Annotated in this window: 18 protein-coding genes and 3 tRNA genes; 18 read left to right on the top strand and 3 right to left on the bottom strand. The window is 57.0% G+C overall.

All coding sequences use genetic code 11. The features are described from left to right. The first annotated feature begins 19 nt into the window (after positions 1–19). The gene (locus AC1RQB_RS04965; RefSeq protein ID WP_063341590.1) at positions 20–424 is read left to right on the top strand and encodes a hypothetical protein; all 405 of its coding nucleotides are present in this window, start codon (positions 20–22) and stop codon (positions 422–424) included. Between the two features lie 9 nt (positions 425–433). On the opposite strand, the gene AC1RQB_RS04960 is transcribed toward AC1RQB_RS04965, so the two are convergent. Continuing rightward, positions 434–742, bottom strand: a complete 309-nt coding sequence (locus AC1RQB_RS04960) for a YhbY family RNA-binding protein (RefSeq protein ID WP_007900503.1) — start codon at positions 740–742, stop codon at positions 434–436. 101 nt (positions 743–843) lie between these two features. Between AC1RQB_RS04960 and rlmE the strand changes: the two genes are divergently transcribed. The 16 genes from rlmE (at position 844) to AC1RQB_RS04880 (ending at position 16,503) form a co-directional block, all read left to right on the top strand. Beyond that, positions 844–1,473, top strand: coding sequence for a 23S rRNA (uridine(2552)-2'-O)-methyltransferase RlmE (gene rlmE, locus AC1RQB_RS04955; protein WP_007900501.1), 630 nt, complete (start codon positions 844–846; stop codon positions 1,471–1,473). A 202-nt stretch (positions 1,474–1,675) separates the two neighbouring features. After that, a complete protein-coding gene (gene ftsH, locus AC1RQB_RS04950; RefSeq protein WP_030128083.1) occupies positions 1,676–3,586 on the top strand; it encodes an ATP-dependent zinc metalloprotease FtsH in 1,911 nt (636 codons plus the stop codon). Positions 3,587–3,594: 8 nt separating this feature from the next. After that, positions 3,595–4,446, top strand: a complete 852-nt coding sequence (folP, locus tag AC1RQB_RS04945; RefSeq protein ID WP_063341589.1) for a dihydropteroate synthase — start codon at positions 3,595–3,597, stop codon at positions 4,444–4,446. A 16-nt stretch (positions 4,447–4,462) separates the two neighbouring features. Beyond that, complete coding sequence (glmM, locus tag AC1RQB_RS04940) at positions 4,463–5,800, top strand: phosphoglucosamine mutase (RefSeq protein ID WP_063341588.1); 1,338 nt, start codon at positions 4,463–4,465, stop codon at positions 5,798–5,800. Between the two features lie 66 nt (positions 5,801–5,866). Next, positions 5,867–6,622: a triose-phosphate isomerase gene (tpiA, locus tag AC1RQB_RS04935; RefSeq protein WP_063341587.1), complete on the top strand. Its 756-nt coding sequence runs from the start codon at positions 5,867–5,869 to the stop codon at positions 6,620–6,622. A gap of 4 nt (positions 6,623–6,626) precedes the next feature. Further along, positions 6,627–7,010 (top strand): preprotein translocase subunit SecG, encoded by a 384-nt coding sequence (secG, locus tag AC1RQB_RS04930; RefSeq protein WP_030128079.1) that lies wholly within the window; start codon positions 6,627–6,629, stop codon positions 7,008–7,010. A gap of 22 nt (positions 7,011–7,032) precedes the next feature. Beyond that, positions 7,033–7,118, top strand: a tRNA-Leu gene (locus tag AC1RQB_RS04925). Between the two features lie 96 nt (positions 7,119–7,214). Then, positions 7,215–7,291 (top strand) — tRNA-Met (locus tag AC1RQB_RS04920). A 138-nt stretch (positions 7,292–7,429) separates the two neighbouring features. Continuing rightward, positions 7,430–7,888, top strand: coding sequence for a ribosome maturation factor RimP (rimP, locus tag AC1RQB_RS04915; protein ID WP_010463487.1), 459 nt, complete (start codon positions 7,430–7,432; stop codon positions 7,886–7,888). Positions 7,889–7,935: 47 nt separating this feature from the next. After that, entirely contained in the window at positions 7,936–9,417 is a 1,482-nt protein-coding gene (gene nusA, locus AC1RQB_RS04910; RefSeq protein ID WP_007900474.1) for a transcription termination factor NusA, read from the top strand. Positions 9,418–9,444: 27 nt separating this feature from the next. Further along, positions 9,445–11,970, top strand: a complete 2,526-nt coding sequence (gene infB, locus AC1RQB_RS04905; protein WP_063341586.1) for a translation initiation factor IF-2 — start codon at positions 9,445–9,447, stop codon at positions 11,968–11,970. Positions 11,971–12,129: 159 nt separating this feature from the next. After that, on the top strand, positions 12,130–12,531 hold the full coding sequence (rbfA, locus tag AC1RQB_RS04900) for a 30S ribosome-binding factor RbfA (RefSeq protein WP_063341585.1): 402 nt from the start codon (positions 12,130–12,132) through the stop codon (positions 12,529–12,531). 3 nt (positions 12,532–12,534) lie between these two features. Beyond that, the gene (gene truB, locus AC1RQB_RS04895; protein ID WP_007900465.1) at positions 12,535–13,452 is read left to right on the top strand and encodes a tRNA pseudouridine(55) synthase TruB; all 918 of its coding nucleotides are present in this window, start codon (positions 12,535–12,537) and stop codon (positions 13,450–13,452) included. Between the two features lie 142 nt (positions 13,453–13,594). After that, entirely contained in the window at positions 13,595–13,864 is a 270-nt protein-coding gene (gene rpsO / locus AC1RQB_RS04890; RefSeq protein ID WP_003177875.1) for a 30S ribosomal protein S15, read from the top strand. A 195-nt stretch (positions 13,865–14,059) separates the two neighbouring features. Next, positions 14,060–16,165, top strand: a complete 2,106-nt coding sequence (gene pnp, locus AC1RQB_RS04885) for a polyribonucleotide nucleotidyltransferase (protein WP_007900459.1) — start codon at positions 14,060–14,062, stop codon at positions 16,163–16,165. A gap of 262 nt (positions 16,166–16,427) precedes the next feature. Continuing rightward, positions 16,428–16,503: transfer RNA gene (locus AC1RQB_RS04880), tRNA-Thr, on the top strand. An 8-nt stretch (positions 16,504–16,511) separates the two neighbouring features. Here the strand turns inward: AC1RQB_RS04880 and AC1RQB_RS04875 are convergent. Beyond that, a complete protein-coding gene (locus tag AC1RQB_RS04875; protein WP_063341584.1) occupies positions 16,512–17,057 on the bottom strand; it encodes a hypothetical protein in 546 nt (181 codons plus the stop codon). 301 nt (positions 17,058–17,358) lie between these two features. Here AC1RQB_RS04875 and AC1RQB_RS04870 point away from each other — a divergent pair, with 301 nt between their 5' ends. After that, complete coding sequence (locus AC1RQB_RS04870; protein ID WP_063343895.1) at positions 17,359–17,664, top strand: DUF6388 family protein; 306 nt, start codon at positions 17,359–17,361, stop codon at positions 17,662–17,664. An 83-nt stretch (positions 17,665–17,747) separates the two neighbouring features. Here AC1RQB_RS04870 and nadC read toward each other — a convergent pair whose 3' ends face one another. Then, entirely contained in the window at positions 17,748–18,596 is an 849-nt protein-coding gene (nadC, locus tag AC1RQB_RS04865) for a carboxylating nicotinate-nucleotide diphosphorylase (RefSeq protein WP_063341583.1), read from the bottom strand. Positions 18,597–18,720 lie beyond the last annotated feature (124 nt).

The raw sequence follows: 18,720 nt of genomic DNA, 5'->3' as shown, positions 1-18,720 counted from the left end.
CCCGCTACGTGCGGGCGCCATGCTTTGGCAGCTAACCCAAATGTTGTGGGTTGGCGGCCTGTGGCTGTTGCACATCGGTTTGCTGCCGGTGCTGGGACGAATAGGCTTGGCGCCGCTGCTGATCGACGAAATTGCAGGCATGCTGAATACGCTGATGGTGGGATTTGCCACAGCGTGTGTGATTTCTCAGGTTTTGGTGCTGGTTCAGGCCGAGGGCCTTGCCAGTCTATGGCGTGATATTCGTGGGCAACTGCTGCTGATGGCGCTGTATGGGGGCGCGATGTATTTCGCGGTCCACGTCGGCTGGCCGCAGGCGGCGCATTGGCAGCTGTTCAGCTATCTTGTTCTGGGATTTTCCGGGCTGGTGCTGGTGATGCAACCGGTGCCGGGATGGAGTGTGAGGGTGCGCGAAGCACACCCTTGACCCTTGCCATCACTTGAAGCGATGGACGTTCGATAGCTGCTTGTTGACGCTGAAGTTCTTGCGATAAATCAGTGCCATCTTGCCGATGACTTGAACCAGATCGGCTTTGCCGGCCTTGCAGAGTTCTGCAATGGCTGCCAGGCGCGATTCGCGATCGAGGATGTTGAGCTTGATTTTGATCAGCTCGTGATCCGCCAAAGCGCGTTCAAGTTCGGCTAACACACCTTCAGTCAAACCGTTGTCAGCCACAATCAAAACTGGTTTCAGATGGTGGCCAATGGATTTGTACTGTTTCTTCTGCTCTTGAGTGAGCGGCATAATCTGACCCTTTAGTCTGGATTCTGTAAAATGGCGGCCATTTTACCCGAGGGTTCGTGGATCCGCCCAATTAATCACGACCCTTATCATCGAGGTGCCCAATGGCGCGTTCCAAGACAAGCCTTGGTTGGCTGAAAAGACATGTCAATGATCCCTATGTGAAGCAGGCGCAGAAGGATGGTTACCGCTCGCGTGCGAGTTACAAGCTTCTGGAGGTCCAGGAGAAATACAAGCTGATCCGTCCTGGTATGAGCGTTGTCGACCTGGGTGCGGCGCCCGGCGGCTGGTCGCAGGTCACTAGTCGGCTGATCGGTGGTCAGGGGCGTCTGATCGCCTCGGACATCCTGGAAATGGACAGCATTCCGGACGTGACTTTCATTCAGGGTGACTTCACCCAGGACGAAGTGCTTGCTCAGATCCTTGAAGCCGTGGGTAATTCGCAGGTGGACCTTGTGATTTCCGATATGGCCCCCAATATGAGTGGTACGCCTGAGGTGGACATGCCAAAAGCCATGTTTCTATGTGAGCTGGCTCTTGATCTGGCGGCTCGGATACTCAAGCCGGGTGGTAATTTCGTGATCAAGGTGTTTCAGGGTGAAGGGTTTGATGCTTACGTGAAGGACGCTCGTCAGAAATTCGACAAGGTCCAGATGATCAAGCCGGACTCTTCCCGTGGCAGTTCCCGCGAGCAATACATGCTGGCTTGGGGCTACCGCGGCCGTAGTGAGTAAATCGAGGTTTTTTTGCGGGTCGATAGGTTTTTCGTATTTCGTCCCGTGAGCATTAGCGAATATTGTGTAGAAAGTGTTTCACAAAGGGTTACAGACGGCGCCTGCCAGAGCCGTAGGTAATGTAGTAAGTTAGGCCGGTGAATATCATGCGAAGCACGCGCCATTAGCGGAGCTTGCTTCAGAGGGTAGTTAATTGAACGATATGGCAAAGAATCTGATCCTGTGGTTGATCATCGCGGCTGTCCTGGTGACGGTGATGAACAACTTCTCCAGCCCTAACGAGCCGCAGACCCTCAACTATTCCGACTTCATCCAGCAGGTCAAGGATGGCAAGGTCGAGCGCGTAGCAGTTGATGGCTACGTAATTACCGGCAAGCGCAACGATGGCGACAGCTTCAAGACCATTCGTCCGGCAATCCAGGACAATGGCCTGATCGGCGACCTCGTGGATAACCACGTGGTAGTTGAAGGCAAGCAGCCTGAGCAGCAAAGCATCTGGACTCAACTCCTGGTCGCAAGCTTCCCGATCCTCGTAATCATCGCTGTCTTCATGTTCTTCATGCGGCAGATGCAGGGCGGTGCCGGTGGCAAGGGCGGGCCGATGAGCTTCGGCAAGAGCAAGGCGCGCCTGCTTTCCGAAGATCAGGTGAAAACCACTTTGGCTGACGTTGCCGGTTGCGACGAAGCCAAGGAAGAAGTTGGCGAGCTGGTCGAATTCCTGCGTGATCCGGGCAAATTCCAGCGTTTGGGCGGTCGCATTCCTCGTGGCGTGCTGATGGTTGGTCCTCCTGGTACGGGTAAAACCTTGATCGCCAAGGCGATTGCCGGCGAAGCCAAAGTGCCGTTCTTCACTATTTCCGGTTCCGATTTCGTCGAAATGTTCGTCGGTGTCGGTGCCAGTCGTGTTCGTGACATGTTCGAGCAGGCGAAGAAGCACGCGCCATGCATCATCTTCATCGATGAAATCGACGCCGTCGGTCGCCACCGTGGTGCCGGCATGGGCGGCGGTCACGACGAGCGCGAACAGACTCTCAACCAGTTGCTGGTAGAGATGGACGGCTTTGAAATGAATGACGGCATCATCGTCATCGCAGCAACCAACCGTCCCGACGTGCTGGACCCTGCATTGCTGCGTCCGGGTCGTTTCGACCGTCAGGTCGTGGTCGGTCTGCCGGATATCCGTGGTCGCGAGCAGATTCTCAAAGTCCACATGCGCAAAGTGCCAATGGGTGACGACGTCGCTCCGGCCGTGATCGCGCGTGGTACTCCTGGTTTCTCCGGTGCCGACTTGGCCAACCTGGTGAACGAGGCGTCGTTGTTCGCAGCCCGTGCCGGCAAGCGCATCGTCGAGATGAAAGAGTTCGAACTGGCCAAAGACAAGATCATGATGGGTGCCGAGCGCAAATCCATGGTCATGTCCGAGAAAGAGAAGCAGAACACTGCTTATCACGAAGCTGGCCACGCTATCGTCGGTCGCGTCGTCCCTGAGCATGATCCGGTCTACAAAGTGTCGATCATCCCGCGCGGTCGTGCGCTCGGTGTGACCATGTTCCTGCCGGAAGAAGATCGCTACAGCCTGTCCAAGCGTGCGCTGATCAGCCAGATCTGCTCGCTGTACGGCGGTCGTATCGCTGAAGAGATGACCCTTGGCTTCGACGGTGTCACCACCGGTGCATCCAACGACATCATGCGTGCCAGCCAGATCGCACGGAACATGGTGACCAAGTGGGGCTTGTCGGAAAAACTCGGCCCGTTGATGTACGCCGAAGAAGAGGGCGAAGTGTTCCTCGGTCGTGGCGGCGGTGGTCAACATGCCAGCTTCTCCGGCGAGACAGCCAAACTGATCGACTCCGAAGTACGCAGCATCATTGACCAGTGCTATGGCACGGCCAAACAGATCCTTACGGATAACCGTGACAAGCTTGACGCCATGGCGGATGCCTTGATGAAGTACGAGACGATCGATGCTGATCAGATCGATGACATCATGGCAGGTCGTGCTCCTCGCGAGCCTCGCGACTGGTCTGGCGGTAGTGATACTTCCGGCACGCCTCCGGCGGTGCAGGATGGGCGTCCGGAAACACCCATCGGTGGCCCGGCTGCTGACGTATAAGGTTTGAAATGACTTCTGTTCAGTCCTCGACCCGGTTGCCTTGCGGTAACCGGGTTCTTGATTTGGCCCAGACGCATGTCATGGGCATTCTCAATGTCACTCCCGACTCCTTTTCCGATGGTGGCCAATACAGTCAGCTCGATGCGGCCTTGCGCCACGCCGAGGCGATGGTGGCGGCTGGTGCGACGCTGATCGACGTTGGTGGCGAATCGACCCGGCCCGGTGCCAGGGCGGTTTCCCCCCTTGAAGAGATGGAGCGTGTAGCGCCTGTCGTCGAGCGGATTCATCGTGAACTCGATGTGATTATCTCGGTCGATACCTCCACGCCGGCAGTCATGCGTGAAACCGCAAGGCTGGGGGCGGGTTTGATCAATGATGTGCGTTCGTTGCGTCGAGATGGCGCTCTGGATGCGGCAGCGGCCACCGGCTTGCCGGTATGTCTGATGCATATGCTCGGTGAGCCGGGCGACATGCAGGACAATCCGCAGTACCAGGATGTGACGAAAGAGGTCGGCGAGTTTCTCGCTGAGCGCATGGTTCAGTGCGCGTCGGTGGGCATCCCCGCCGAGCGGATCATTCTCGATCCGGGCTTCGGCTTCGCGAAAACCTTGCAGCACAACCTGAGCCTGTTTAAGCGTATGGAGGCCTTGCATGCCTTGGGGCGGCCTCTGTTGGTCGGGGTTTCGCGAAAGAGCATGATCGGGCAAGCCTTGAATCGGCCTGTGGGAGAGCGCCTGTATGGCGGTTTGGCGCTCGCGGCACTGGCTTCAATCAAGGGGGCGCGTATATTGCGCGTCCATGATGTGGCCGAAACCGTCGATGTGGTGCGGATGATCGCCGCCGTAGAATCAGCCGAATAAGAATGATGGAGTACTTATGAGCAAAAAATACTTTGGCACCGACGGCATTCGTGGTCGAGTCGGTCAATACCCGATTACTCCTGATTTCATGCTCAAGCTTGGCTGGGCGGCAGGCATGGCATTTCGTAGCATGGGTGCCTGCAAGGTGCTCGTGGGCAAGGACACTCGGATCTCCGGTTACATGTTCGAATCGGCGCTTGAGGCTGGACTGACCTCGGCAGGTGCTGATGTGATGCTTCTGGGGCCGATGCCGACGCCGGCCATCGCCTATCTGACGCGAACTTTTCATGCCGAAGCCGGCATCGTGATCAGCGCCTCGCACAACCCTCATGACGACAACGGCATCAAGTTTTTCTCCGGGAAGGGCACCAAGCTTCCGGATGAAGTCGAGTTGATGATTGAAGAGTTGCTCGACACCCCGATGACCGTGGTTGAGTCGAGCAAGATCGGCAAGGTGTCGCGAATCAACGATGCCTCGGGCCGTTATATCGAATTCTGCAAGAGCAGCGTTCCTACCGGCACCAGTTTTACCGGGCTGAAGATCGTGATCGACTGTGCCCACGGTGCGACCTATAAAGTGGCGCCTAGTGTGTTCCGTGAGCTGGGGGCTGAAGTTGTTGTGCTTTCTGCTCATCCTGACGGCCTGAACATCAATGAAAACTGCGGTTCGACCCATATGGAGCCGCTGCAAGCTGCCGTATTGGCCGAGCACGCCGATTTGGGTATTGCCTTTGACGGTGATGGTGACCGGGTCCAGATGGTTGATCACACGGGCGCTGTCGTCGACGGCGACGAGTTGTTGTTCATCATCGCTCGCGATCTGCAAGAGCGCGGCAAGTTGCAGGGCGGTGTGGTCGGTACGCTGATGAGTAACCTGGGGCTGGAACTGGCTCTGGCTGATCTGGCGATTCCTTTTGTGCGCGCCAACGTTGGCGACCGTTACGTGATCTCCGAGTTGCTGGAGCGCGATTGGCAGGTGGGTGGGGAAAATTCGGGGCACATTGTCTGCTTCAGTCACACCACTACTGGTGATGCGATCATTGCCGCGTTGCAGGTGTTGATGGCGCTGAAGAGGCGCACAGAAGGCCTGGCTCAGTCCCGTCAGGCGCTGCGCAAGTGTCCTCAAGTGTTGATCAATGTCCGGTTTGGCGGTGGTGCGAGTCCGCTCGAGCATCCGAAAGTCAAAGAGGCCAGCGATCGTGTCACCCAGGCGATGGCCGGTCGTGGGCGCGTGCTGTTGCGCAAGTCCGGGACAGAGCCGCTGGTGCGGGTCATGGTCGAGGGCGAGGACGAAACACAGGTTCGCGGATACGCCGAAGAGCTGGCAAAACTGGTAACTGAAGTTTCTGTCTGATTTCGGCTTGCCAGCCATGATTGTGTTGGGTAACATCTGCGCCCACTTTGACCGACGAGGTACAGCATGCGTCGCCCTATGGTAGCTGGTAACTGGAAGATGCACGGTACCCGCGCCAGCGTCGCTGAGCTGATCAATGGCCTTGGTCATCTGGCCTTGCCGAGCGGTGTTGATGTCGCGGTATTCCCGCCTTGCTTGCATATCAATCAAGTGATTGATGGCTTGAAAGGCAAGTCGATTTCGGTCGGCGCGCAGAATTCTGCAGTGGAATCCATGCAGGGTGCATTGACCGGTGAAATTGCGCCGAGTCAGTTGGTGGATGCAGGTTGTTCCCTGGTGCTTGTCGGGCACTCCGAGCGCCGCCAGATAATGGGCGAGCAGGACGGAATGCTGATTCGCAAGTTCGCAGCGGCGCAGGCATGTGGCTTGATTCCGGTGTTGTGTGTAGGGGAAACCCTCGAAGAGCGCGAAGCTGGAAAAACTCTTGAGGTTGTCGGGCGTCAGCTTGGCAGTATCATTGAGGAGCTGGGTGTAGGTGTCTTTGCAAAGGCAGTAATCGCTTACGAGCCGGTCTGGGCCATTGGTACCGGGCTGACTGCTTCGCCGCAACAGGCGCAGGATGTGCACGCAGCCATTCGCGCTCAGTTGGCGGCAGAGAATTCTGAAGTCGCGCAAGGTGTGCGGCTTCTATACGGCGGCAGCGTGAAGGCGGCCAATGCGGTCGAACTGTTCGGCATGCCGGATATCGATGGGGGGCTCATTGGTGGAGCTTCCCTGAATGCAGATGAGTTCGGTGCGATTTGTCGCGCCGCGGGAAACTGAAAAAATGCTGGAAACAGTCGTAGTCGTTTTTCATCTGCTGGGTGCATTGGGCGTAGTTGCTCTGGTTTTGCTGCAGCAGGGTAAAGGTGCGGATGCTGGCGCGTCTTTCGGAGCAGGTGCTTCAAATACTGTGTTCGGAAGCCAAGGTTCCTCTACCTTTCTTAGTAAGTTTACTGCTATACTTGCCGCCGGTTTCTTCATAACCAGCTTGGGGTTAGGTTACTTTGCTAAAGAGAAGGCTCATGAGCTGACTCAAGTAGGTTTGCCAAATCCAGCAGTGTTGGAAGTTCCAAAGCAACAACCGGCTTCTGATGATGTCCCGGTGCTTCAAGAGCAAAAGTCGGCTACTCCAGCGACTGACGTGCCTCCAGCTCAAGAGCAGAAGTAAGAAGGGTTTCAAACGTAGTATTGCCGAGGTGGTGGAATTGGTAGACACGCAACCTTGAGGTGGTTGTGCCCATAGGGTGTAGGGGTTCGAGTCCCCTTCTCGGTACCAATTATCAGGAGAGCCCGCTGTTGCGGGCTTTCTTGTAGGTGGAAGGTTACATTGACCCTGTCAGGGATCGGTCGTATACTTCCGCCCCAGCTTTGTCGCGGGGTGGAGCAGTCTGGTAGCTCGTCGGGCTCATAACCCGAAGGTCGTCGGTTCAAATCCGGCCCCCGCAACCAGTTTAAGGAGCCCCTTTTCAGGGGCTTTTTGTTAGCTGGACACTTTCAACGCCGCTGTTCAACGGCGTTTCAAGGATGGGCGTTTCGCCCATTTTTTTATTTTGCACAGCATGCACATACATGCACGAGGGGGTTCAGGTGTCGAGCAAGCTAGAAGAGTTGCAGGCCTTGCTGGCCCCGGTGGTCGTGGCCCTAGGCTATGAATGCTGGGGTATTGAGTTTTCGGCTCAAGGTCGCCACTCAATGTTGCGCGTTTATATTGATAAAGAGGGCGGCGTGCTGGTGGACGATTGTGCCATCGTCAGCCGTCAGATCAGCGGTGTACTGGATGTTGAAGATCCGATTGCCGTTGAATACACCCTTGAAGTTTCCTCGCCTGGCATGGAACGCCCACTGTTCACTATTGAGCAGTTTGCAAAATTTGCCGGTGAACAAGTGAAGATCAAGCTGCGCTCGCCTTTTGAAGGTCGGCGCAACTTTCAGGGCCTTCTGCGCGGTGTAGAAGAGCAGGACGTTGTGGTGCAGGTTGAAGACCATGAGTTCCTGTTGCCGATCGATATGATCGACAAGGCCAACATTATTCCCAGTTTTGACTGAGACGCGGATCCCGCGGATCCAATGGCTTGCGAAAGGCGAGGCGTACGATGAGCAAAGAAGTACTGCTGGTTGTTGAGTCGGTATCCAATGAAAAGGGCGTACCGGCAAACGTAATTTTTGAAGCGCTGGAGCTGGCTCTGGCCACTGCTACCAAAAAGCGTTTTGAGGACGAAGTCGATCTGCGTGTGGAAATCAATCGCCACACCGGTGCTTACGAGACATTCCGTCGCTGGACGGTTGTCGAAGAAGCAGACCTGGACGATCCGGCCATCGAAACCTGGCCGAGCAAGGTTGCAGAAACGCATCCTGGTGCCAAGGTCGGCGATGTTGTCGAAGAAAAGATCGAATCCATCGAGTTCGGCCGCATTGCTGCACAGACTGCCAAGCAAGTCATCGTGCAGAAGGTTCGCGAAGCCGAGCGTGCTCAAGTCGTCGATGCCTACCGCGAGCGCCTGGGGGAAATCATCTCCGGCACCGTGAAGAAAGTCACCCGCGACAACGTGATCGTCGACCTGGGCAATAACGCTGAAGCGTTGCTGGCCCGTGAAGACATCATTTCTCGCGAAACCTTCCGGGTTGGCGTGCGTCTGCGTGCGCTGCTCAAGGAAATCCGCACCGAGAACCGCGGCCCTCAGTTGATCCTGTCGCGTACCGCGCCGGAAATGCTGATCGAGTTGTTCCGCATCGAAGTGCCGGAAATCGCTGAAGGCCTGATCGAAGTAATGGCTGCGTCCCGCGACCCGGGTTCGCGCGCCAAGATCGCGGTCCGCTCCAAGGACAAACGCATTGACCCGCAAGGCGCTTGCATCGGTATGCGCGGTTCGCGCGTCCAGGCAGTGTCGGGCGAATTGGGCGGTGAGCGTGTGGACATCGTCCTGTGGGACGATAACCCGGCGCAGTTCGTGATCAATGCAATGTCGCCGGCTGAAGTGGCGGCAATTATCGTTGACGAAGATGCCCATGCAATGGACATCGCCGTTGGCGCAGACAATCTGGCTCAGGCCATCGGTCGCGGTGGTCAGAACGTGCGTCTGGCTAGCCAGTTGACTGGCTGGACCCTGAACGTGATGACCGAATCGGACATCCAGGCTAAGCAGCAAGCAGAAACCGGCGACATCCTGCGCAACTTCATCGACGAGCTGGAAGTCGACGAAGACCTGGCACAGGTGCTGGTAGATGAAGGCTTCACCAGCCTGGAAGAGATTGCCTACGTACCGTTGGAAGAAATGCTCAACATCGACGGCTTTGACGAAGAAACCGTCAACGAGCTTCGCGCTCGCGCCAAGGATCGTTTGTTGACTAAAGCCATCGCTACTGAGGAAAAGCTGGCAGACGCCCATCCGGCCGAAGACCTGCTCTCGCTTGAGGGTATGGACAAGGATTTGGCGATGGAACTGGCGGTGCGCGGCGTAATTACCCGCGAAGACCTGGCCGAGCAGTCTATTGACGACCTGCTCGACATCGACGGCATTGACGATGATCGTGCCGGCAAGTTGATCATGGCCGCCCGAGCCCATTGGTTCGAGTAATTAGGCGCGGCCTGAGGAGAGAAGTGCATGACGCAAGTCACGGTGAAACAACTGGCCGATGAGGTCAAAACACCGGTAGAGCGCCTGTTGCAGCAGATGCGTGAGGCAGGTCTGCCGCACACCGCCGCCGATGAAGGTGTGAGCGATAGTGAGAAGCAGTCTTTGCTGACTCACTTGAAGAGCAGCCACAAGGCGAAAGTGGAAGAACCGCGCAAGATTACATTGCAGCGCAAAACCACCAGCACCCTGCGTGTTGCTGGTAGCAAGAGCATCAGCGTTGAAGTACGCAAGAAGAAAGTCTTCGTACAACGCAGCCCGGAAGAAATCGAAGCCGAGCGCAAACGCGAACTGGAAGAACGCCGCGCAGTAGAAAATGCTGCTCGTCAGAAGGCTGAAGAAGAAGCCAAGCGTCGCGCCGAAGAAGAAGCGCGTCGCCAGCCTGCGGCTGCGCAAACCGCTACTAACGACGCCGTTGCAGCGCCTGCTGCAGTAGCTGAGCCAGTGCGTGAAAGCGCGCCGGTTGTTGCAGCTGCACCAGCACCAGCGGCCGACACTCGCAAACGCGACGAACAGCGTCGTCCGGACAAACCACGTGCCGACGATGCCAATCGTCGTGGCAGTGGCGATGGCGAGCGCAAAAACGCTCCGCATCGTGCTTCGGTCAAGGAAAAAGCGCCTGCTCCACGTGTTGCGCCACGTACTACCGACGAAGAAAGCGATGGCTTCCGTCGTGGTGGTCGCGGCAAGGCCAAGCTGAAGAAACGCAACGCCCACGGTTTCCAGAGCCCAACCGGCCCTGTTGTGCGCGAAGTGAAGATCGGCGAGACCATCACTGTTGGCGATCTCGCCCAGCAGATGTCGGTCAAGGCTGCTGAAATCATCAAGTTCATGTTCAAACTGGGTACTCCAGCGACCATCAACCAGGTACTGGATCAGGAAACTGCCCAACTGGTTGCCGAAGAGCTGGGCCACAAAGTGACCCTGGTCAGCGACACCGCCCTGGAAGATTCCCTGGCCGAGTCCCTGAAGTTTGAAGGTGAAGCGTTCTCCCGTGCACCGGTTGTGACCGTAATGGGCCACGTTGACCACGGTAAGACTTCGCTGCTCGACTACATCCGTCGTGCCAAGGTAGCTGCTGGCGAAGCCGGTGGTATCACCCAGCACATCGGTGCGTACCACGTTGAAACCGAACGCGGCATGGTCACCTTCCTCGACACCCCTGGTCACGCCGCGTTTACCGCCATGCGTGCCCGTGGTGCCAAGGCGACCGACATCGTGATCCTGGTGGTTGCAGCGGACGACGGCGTAATGCCGCAGACCGTTGAAGCCGTTCAGCACGCCAAGGCTGCTGGTGTTCCGCTGGTTGTTGCAGTGAACAAAATCGACAAGCCGGGCGCCGATCTCGATCGCATCCGTAGCGAATTGTCGGTTCACGGCGTGACCTCGGAAGAGTGGGGCGGCGACACCCCGTTCGTATCGGTTTCGGCGAAAGTCGGTACTGGCGTGGACGAGTTGCTCGAAGCTGTTCTGCTGCAAGCTGAAGTTCTCGAACTGAAAGCGACCCCTTCGGCTCCTGGCCGTGGCGTCGTGGTTGAATCGCGTCTCGACAAAGGTCGTGGCCCGGTTGCAACCGTTCTGGTTCAAGACGGTACCCTGCGCCAAGGCGACATGGTGCTGGTCGGTTCGAACTATGGCCGCGTTCGCGCCATGCTCGACGAGAACGGCAAGCCAATCAAGGAAGCCGGTCCTTCCATCCCTGTCGAGATTCTCGGCCTGGACGGTACCCCGGATGCTGGCGACGAGATGAGCGTGGTTGCCGACGAGAAGAAAGCCCGTGAAGTGGCTCTGTTCCGTCAAGGAAAGTTCCGCGAAGTCAAACTGGCCCGTGCTCACGCCGGCAAGCTTGAAAACATCTTCGAGAACATGGGTCAGGAAGAGAAGAAGACGCTCAACATCGTCCTCAAATCCGACGTCCGTGGTTCGCTGGAAGCGTTGAACGGTGCCTTGAATGGCCTGGGTAACGACGAAGTGCAAGTGCGTGTGGTCGGTGGCGGTGTCGGTGGTATCACCGAATCCGACGCCAACCTGGCACTGGCCTCCAACGCTGTACTGTTTGGCTTCAACGTGCGTGCCGATGCTGGCGCTCGCAAGATCGTCGAGCAGGAAGGTCTGGATATGCGTTACTACAACGTGATCTACGACATCATCGAAGACGTCAAGAAAGCCCTCACCGGTATGCTGGGCAGCGATGTTCGCGAGAACATCCTGGGTACCGCTGAAGTGCGTGACGTGTTCCGTTCGCCGAAGTTTGGCGCGATCGCCGGTTGCATGGTTATCGAAGGTGTTGTTCACCGTAACCGTCCAATCCGTGTACTGCGTGAAGACATCGTTATCTTCGAAGGCGAGCTGGAATCCCTGCGCCGCTTCAAGGATGACGCTTCCGAAGTACGTGCCGGCATGGAATGCGGTATCGGCGTGAAGAGCTACAACGACGTCAAGGTCGGCGACAAGATCGAAGTCTTCGAGAAGGTGCAGGTTGCTCGCAGCCTCTAACTCGCGCACTTCAAGGGCCACGATGAGCCGCTGCATGCAGATGCGCGGCGCAACGTCCGGACTCTAAACGCAACGCCCGGTCTGGCTTTTGTCAGGCCGGGCGTTTGCCGCTTTCAGACCCCTCGGGTTTCACCGTGGGGCAGTAACAGGTAACAAGACATGGCAAAAGAATACAGCCGTACCCAACGTATCGGCGATCAGATGCAGCGTGAGCTGGCACAGCTGATCCGTCGTGAAGTCAAAGACCCGCGCGTCGGTCTGGTCACCATTACCGCTGTTGAAGTCAGCCGTGACGTCGGTCACGCCAAGATCTTCATCACCGTGATGGGCCAGGACAGCCGCGACGACATCGCGCAAAGCATCAAGGTGCTCAACGCAGCTGCCGGTTTCCTGCGTATGCAGTTGGCTCGCGAAATGAAGTTGCGCAGCGTTCCGCAGTTGCACTTCCATTACGACGAAAGCGTCGTGCGTGGCGCGCACCTGTCGGCCCTGATCGAGCGTGCGGTGGCTGAAGACAATCAGCACCCGGTAGCGGCTGAACCCGAAGACGCCAAGGAGTAATCGGTGGCTCAGGTCAAACGTATCCGTCGTAACGTCAGCGGCATCATCCTGCTCGACAAGCCGCTGGGGTTCACCTCCAACGCGGCATTGCAGAAGGTTCGCTGGTTGCTCAATGCCGAGAAGGCCGGGCACACCGGCAGTCTCGATCCGCTGGCCACCGGCGTGCTGCCGTTGTGCTTTGGCGAGGCCACCAAGTTCTCGCAATACCTGCTCGATTCCGACAAGGGTTATGAAACCCTGGCGCAACTGGGCAAGACCACCACCACGGCCGATGCCGAAGGTGAAGTTTTGCTGGAGCGTCCGGTGACCGTTGGTCGCGCCGATATCGAAGCTGTGCTGCCGAAATTTCGTGGGCAAATCAGTCAGATACCGCCGATGTACTCGGCGCTCAAGCGTGATGGGCAGCCGCTGTACAAGCTGGCCCGTGCAGGCGAAGTAGTGGAGCGCGAACCGCGTTCTGTTACTATTGCGCGCTTGGAATTACTGGCCTTTGAGGGTGATACTGCGCGGCTTGCGGTGGATTGCAGCAAAGGCACCTATATCCGCACCCTGGTGGAGGATATCGGTGAGCAACTCGGTTGTGGCGCTTACGTGGCTGAATTGCGACGTACCCAGGCCGGGCCTTTCACGCTTGCACAGACCGTCACTCTGGAAGAGCTTGAAGCGGTACATGCCGAAGGCGGCAACGAAGCGGTCGACCGCTTCCTGATGCCATCGGACAGCGGCCTGCTGGACTGGCCACTGTTGCATTTCTCGGAGCACAGCGCGTTCTACTGGCTTAACGGCCAACCGGTACGCGCCCCGGATGCACCGAAGTTCGGCATGGTACGGGTACAGGATCACAATGGTCGTTTCATCGGTATCGGTGAAGTGAGCGAAGACGGGCGCATCGCGCCACGTCGACTGATTCGGTCAGAATGACCGAAACCGGCCTGTGTAACAGCAGGTCGGCGAGTGTGGCTGTTAACAGGCACGGTCACTACTCATTTATAGATACAGGGATTTGTCCCTGGCCTGTTGAAGCTGTTTCTTTGAAACAGTTTCCTGATAAAAGGATTGCCTCATGGCTCTCGACGTTCAAGAAAAAGCTCAAATCGTAGCTGACTACCAGCAAGCTGTTGGTGACACTGGTTCGCCAGAAGTGCAAGTTGCACTGCTGACCCACAACATCAACAAGCTGCAAGGTCACTTCAAGGCCAACGGTAAAGATCACCACTCCCGTCGTGGTCTGATCCGCATGGTAAACCAGCGTCGTAAGCTGCTGGACTACCTGAAAGGCAAGGATCTGGGTCGTTACCAGACTCTGATCGGTCGCCTGGGTCTGCGTCGCTAATAAGCGATTGCGCTAGAGGTTGGTTGTCTGTCGTGCGTCAGTGGGTTTCCCGCTGGCGCATGGCAGGCTCCCAGCCTCAAGTTTTATCTGGATAGTCGTTTTACCCTGGACAGGCGTTGGGCCGATTCCCGACATTGCCCAAGAATTTCGCAAGAAGACAAGTTCCCCAAGAGCCACAAAAGAAGGTAGGACACCGTGAACCCGGTAATCAAAAAATTCCAGTTCGGTCAGTCGACCGTTACCCTCGAGACTGGCCGTATCGCCCGTCAGGCCTCCGGCGCAGTATTGGTCACCGTTGACGACGACGTCAGCGTATTGGTGACCGTTGTCGGTGCCAAACAAGCCGATCCAGGCAAGGGCTTCTTCCCTCTGTCCGTTCACTACCAGGAAAAGACTTACGCTGCCGGTAAGATCCCTGGCGGTTTCTTCAAGCGTGAAGGCCGTCCTTCCGAGAAAGAAACCCTGACTTCCCGACTGATCGACCGTCCGATCCGTCCGCTGTTCCCAGAAGGCTTCATGAACGAAGTGCAGGTTGTCTGCACCGTCGTTTCCACCAGCAAAAAGACCGATCCGGACATCGCTGCGATGATCGGTACCTCGGCTGCCCTGGCCATCTCCGGCATTCCTTTCGATGGCCCGATCGGCGCTGCCCGCGTTGCGTTCCATGAAAGCACCGGTTACCTGCTGAACCCTACTTACGAACAGCTGAAAGCTTCGAGCCTGGACATGGTCGTTGCCGGTACTTCGGAAGCCGTGTTGATGGTTGAATCGGAAGCCAAAGAGCTGACCGAAGACCAGATGCTGGGCGCTGTACTGTTTGCGCACGACGAGTTCCAGGTGGTGATCAACGCCGTCAAGGAGCTGGCCGCTGAAGCTGCCAAACCAACCTGGACCTGGGCTCCTCAGCCGGAAGCCACCGCACTGTTGGGCGCTATCCGTGCCGAGTTCGGCGAAGCGATCTCCCAGGCTTACACCATCACCGTCAAAGCCGACCGTTATGCACGTCTGGGCGAACTGAAAGACCAGGTGGTTGCCAAGCTGTCCGGCGAAGAAGGCCAACCGACTTCCGCTGAAGTCAAAGCGGCTTTCGGTGAAATCGAATACCGCACCGTTCGCGAAAACATCGTTAACGGCAAGCCACGTATCGACGGTCGCGACACCAAGACCGTACGTCCGCTGAACATCGAAGTCGGCGTTCTGCCGAAGACCCACGGTTCGGCACTGTTCACCCGTGGCGAAACCCAGGCCCTGGTAGTCGCGACTCTGGGTACTGCCCGTGACGCACAGCTGCTGGACACCCTGGAAGGCGAGAAAAAAGACCCGTTCATGCTGCACTACAACTTCCCTCCGTTCTCGGTAGGTGAGTGTGGTCGCATGGGTGGCGCTGGTCGTCGCGAAATCGGTCACGGCCGTCTGGCCCGTCGTTCGGTTCAGGCGATGCTGCCTGCTGCCGACGTGTTCCCGTACACCATCCGTGTTGTGTCGGAAATCACCGAGTCCAACGGTTCGAGCTCCATGGCTTCGGTCTGCGGCGCTTCCCTGGCTCTGATGGATGCCGGCGTTCCGATGAAGGCACCGGTTGCCGGTATCGCCATGGGTCTGGTTAAAGAAGGCGAGAAATTCGCCGTCCTGACCGACATCCTGGGCGACGAAGATCACCTCGGCGACATGGACTTCAAAGTAGCGGGTACCGCCAAAGGTGTTACCGCGCTGCAGATGGACATCAAGATCAAGGGCATCACCGAAGAAATCATGGAAATCGCTCTGGGCCAAGCCCTGGAAGCGCGCCTGAACATCCTCGGTCAGATGAACCAGATCATTGGCCAGTCGCGTACCGAGCTGTCGGAAAACGCTCCGACCATGATCGCGATGAAAATCGACACCGACAAAATCCGTGATGTCATCGGTAAAGGCGGCGCGACCATTCGTGCGATCTGTGAAGAAACCAAGGCTTCGATCGACATCGAAGACGACGGTTCGATCAAGATCTTCGGCGAAACCAAGGAAGCGGCAGAAGCTGCGCGTCAGCGCGTTCTGGGCATCACCGCGGAAGCCGAGATCGGCAAGATCTATGTCGGTAAGGTTGAACGCATCGTCGACTTCGGCGCATTCGTCAACATCCTGCCGGGCAAGGACGGTCTGGTTCACATCTCGATGCTGAGCGATGCTCGCGTTGAGAAAGTGACCGACATCCTGAAAGAAGGCCAGGAAGTGGAAGTACTGGTACTGGACGTGGACAACCGCGGCCGTATCAAGCTGTCCATCAAAGACGTAGCAGCAGCCAAGGCTTCGGGCGTTTAATCACTCCCACGCCTGACCGCTTCAACGTTATAAAAAATGCCCCGCCGTGAAAATGGCGGGGCATTTTTTTGTGTGCAGGAAAGTATTGAGCATGAACTTACTGTGGCGAGGGAGCTTGCTCCCGCTGGGTTGCGAAGCGACCCTGATGCATTACGCCAGGCCACTGCGTGTACCAGTTTACGGCTGCTGAGCAGCCGAGCGGGAGCAAGCTCCCTCGCCACAAGTTGCCGGACCTCGAAGCCAGTGCTAGGTTTAGCCCACAGCCCGTGTAGCTCAGCCGGTAGAGCAGCGCACTCGTAACGCGAAGGTCGCAGGTTCGATTCCTGTCTCGGGCACCACTTCTCGCTTATTTCACCTTTCTGCTCAGATCCTCAACGGTGCGTTTGAGCTGATCCATCGCGCGATCCTGATCGCTGATCTCCCGTTTGAGACTGGAGATTTCGCTGTTGTTCGAGCTTGAGCTGGAGCCGCTATTGCGCTTTAGCTCTTCCACTTGCTTGCCAAGGTTGTTCAGATCGCGTTCCTGCTCATTGACCGTGCGTTTGAGATCGTCAATCTCCTTGCTGCTGGAGTTTGAGCTGGAACCGCTATTGCGTTTGAGTTCTTCGATCTGACGGGTTTGTTCGCTGAGGGTGCGCTTCTGGCTTTCCAGCTCCATGGCATTGGTCTTCACGGTTTTTTGCAGGCTCTCCAGATCATCGATGCTGACGCTGGTTCTGACGAGTGTGTCCTTGCCGAATGAATTGTGGAGGGCGCAGATTTTGTCGGAGTACAACGCAGGGTCAGAGGTGACTTCGACAGCCGCTTGAGCAGTGCCGGCCAATGTCAGGCTGCCGAGCAGCAGGGTAGCGGTCGCAAGCTGGGTAGACGAAAGCTTCGAAAAACTGCGCATCACTGGGTTCCTTGTGACGTGCCGATATGGCACATCGCTATGACTTTGGGTTTCGACTTATGTTCCCAAGGCCTCTCGCACCTTATGCACGTGGCTTTTTATGGGATAGATGTAAAGACCCGTGTAAATCATCGACAAAACGTCCTATATTCGTTGTCTGCATGAGCATCGCCCAGCAGTTTTCAGATGATCCCGAATGGTTCTGAAGGCCAGACAAACCGGGCTTCAAACGGTTATTTGCGTCAGAGAGATCCTTGATGATCCAGATCCATCTTCCATTCCCCAGATCAGCGAGAACGCCATGACCGTTAAAGAATTGACCCAAGAAGCCAGAAACGAAGAAGCACTTAAAAAGTACCTGCTTGAGTCGCCTCAGTTGGCCGAAGAGATCAAGGACTTGTCAGCCGACGATCAGAAAGACCAGATCCAGTGGGCATTTGAGGATGAGGCTGAATCCCAGGGCTTGCAGCCGTGGGAGCTGACGCTCAAGTACACCTCAACCCCGGAAGAGTTCGAAGCTGCGCGCTTGGCCCTGCACAAGGAGGCGGCCGAGGTATTGGGCGTCGAGTGGGAAGAGTACTGCGAGATGAATAATCTAGTCGTTTGACAGCGACAAGCTTCAGGCTTCAAGCCGCAAGCTACAGGCAAAGTGAAACCGCTTGTAGCTTGTAGCTTATGGCTTACAGCTCCTCAGAGACTGAGGCGCATCGACAGGTCTACAGCCTTCACATCCTTGGTCATCGCACCAATGGAAATATAATCCACCCCGGTTTCGGCGATTGGCAGCAATGTACTTTCATTGATACCGCCGCTAGCCTCCAGTTTTGCCTTGCCGGCGTTCAAGCGCACAGCTTCGCGCATGTCAGCCAGGCTCAGTTCATCGAGCATGATGATGTCAGCGCCCGCCGCCAGTGCTTCCTTCAGCTCCGCCAGACTTTCCACTTCGATCTCCACCGGTTTGCCCGGGGCGATCTTGTGTGCGGCATTGATAGCTTCAGGAATGCCACCGCAGGCGGCGATATGGTTTTCCTTGATCAGGAAGGCGTCATACAGGCCGATGCGGTGATTGTGGCAACCGCCGCAGGTCACGGCGTATTTCTGGGCCAGGCGCAGCCCCGGCAGGGTTTTGCGGGTGTCGAGCAACTTCACCTGGGTCTCTGCGACGAAATCGGCCAGGTACCGCGCGCGAGTGGCCACGCCGGACAGCAATTGCAGGAAATTAAGAGCACTGCGTTCACCTGTCAGCAGCGAGCGCGCCGGGCCTTCGAGATGGAACAACACCTGATTGGGTTTCACCCGTTCGCCGTCGCGCACCTGCCAATGAACGGCAACCCGAGGGTCCAATTGCCGGAAAACCGCATCCACCCACGCGGTACCAGCAATAACAGCCGCATCGCGAGTGATGATGGTGGCTTTGGCCAGGCGTTCGGCCGGGATCAGTTGCGCGGTGATGTCGCCGCTGCCGATGTCCTCGAGCAACGCACGGCGCACGTTGGCTTCGATTTCGGCGGTCAAATCGGCGAGACGTAGATTCGGCATAACGGGCTCCACAAACAAAGTGGCCCGATTATAGGGCCATGCTGCGAGGCAACCCAAGGCATCAACGCCCATTCCATCGTTCGCCCACCTGCATTTGGTCGATTCGTGCGAGCAATCGGTGTTA

The sequence above is a fragment of the Pseudomonas sp. GW822-FHT02E03 genome, assembly GCF_058802325.1.
This window is presented reverse-complemented; position numbering and strand designations above follow the sequence as displayed.

Coding starts and splice junctions, on each gene's coding strand:
- AC1RQB_RS04960 (WP_007900503.1), bottom strand. CDS start 742: ATGCCGCTCACTCAAGAGCAGAAGAAACAGTACAAATCCATTGGCCAC.
- folP (WP_063341589.1), top strand. CDS start 3,595: ATGACTTCTGTTCAGTCCTCGACCCGGTTGCCTTGCGGTAACCGGGTT.
- glmM (WP_063341588.1), top strand. CDS start 4,463: ATGAGCAAAAAATACTTTGGCACCGACGGCATTCGTGGTCGAGTCGGT.
- infB (WP_063341586.1), top strand. CDS start 9,445: ATGACGCAAGTCACGGTGAAACAACTGGCCGATGAGGTCAAAACACCG.
- rbfA (WP_063341585.1), top strand. CDS start 12,130: ATGGCAAAAGAATACAGCCGTACCCAACGTATCGGCGATCAGATGCAG.
- AC1RQB_RS04965 (WP_063341590.1), top strand. CDS start 20: ATGCTTTGGCAGCTAACCCAAATGTTGTGGGTTGGCGGCCTGTGGCTG.
- secG (WP_030128079.1), top strand. CDS start 6,627: ATGCTGGAAACAGTCGTAGTCGTTTTTCATCTGCTGGGTGCATTGGGC.
- ftsH (WP_030128083.1), top strand. CDS start 1,676: ATGGCAAAGAATCTGATCCTGTGGTTGATCATCGCGGCTGTCCTGGTG.
- nusA (WP_007900474.1), top strand. CDS start 7,936: ATGAGCAAAGAAGTACTGCTGGTTGTTGAGTCGGTATCCAATGAAAAG.
- tpiA (WP_063341587.1), top strand. CDS start 5,867: ATGCGTCGCCCTATGGTAGCTGGTAACTGGAAGATGCACGGTACCCGC.
- AC1RQB_RS04870 (WP_063343895.1), top strand. CDS start 17,359: ATGACCGTTAAAGAATTGACCCAAGAAGCCAGAAACGAAGAAGCACTT.
- rlmE (WP_007900501.1), top strand. CDS start 844: ATGGCGCGTTCCAAGACAAGCCTTGGTTGGCTGAAAAGACATGTCAAT.
- nadC (WP_063341583.1), bottom strand. CDS start 18,596: ATGCCGAATCTACGTCTCGCCGATTTGACCGCCGAAATCGAAGCCAAC.
- AC1RQB_RS04875 (WP_063341584.1), bottom strand. CDS start 17,057: ATGCGCAGTTTTTCGAAGCTTTCGTCTACCCAGCTTGCGACCGCTACC.
- rpsO (WP_003177875.1), top strand. CDS start 13,595: ATGGCTCTCGACGTTCAAGAAAAAGCTCAAATCGTAGCTGACTACCAG.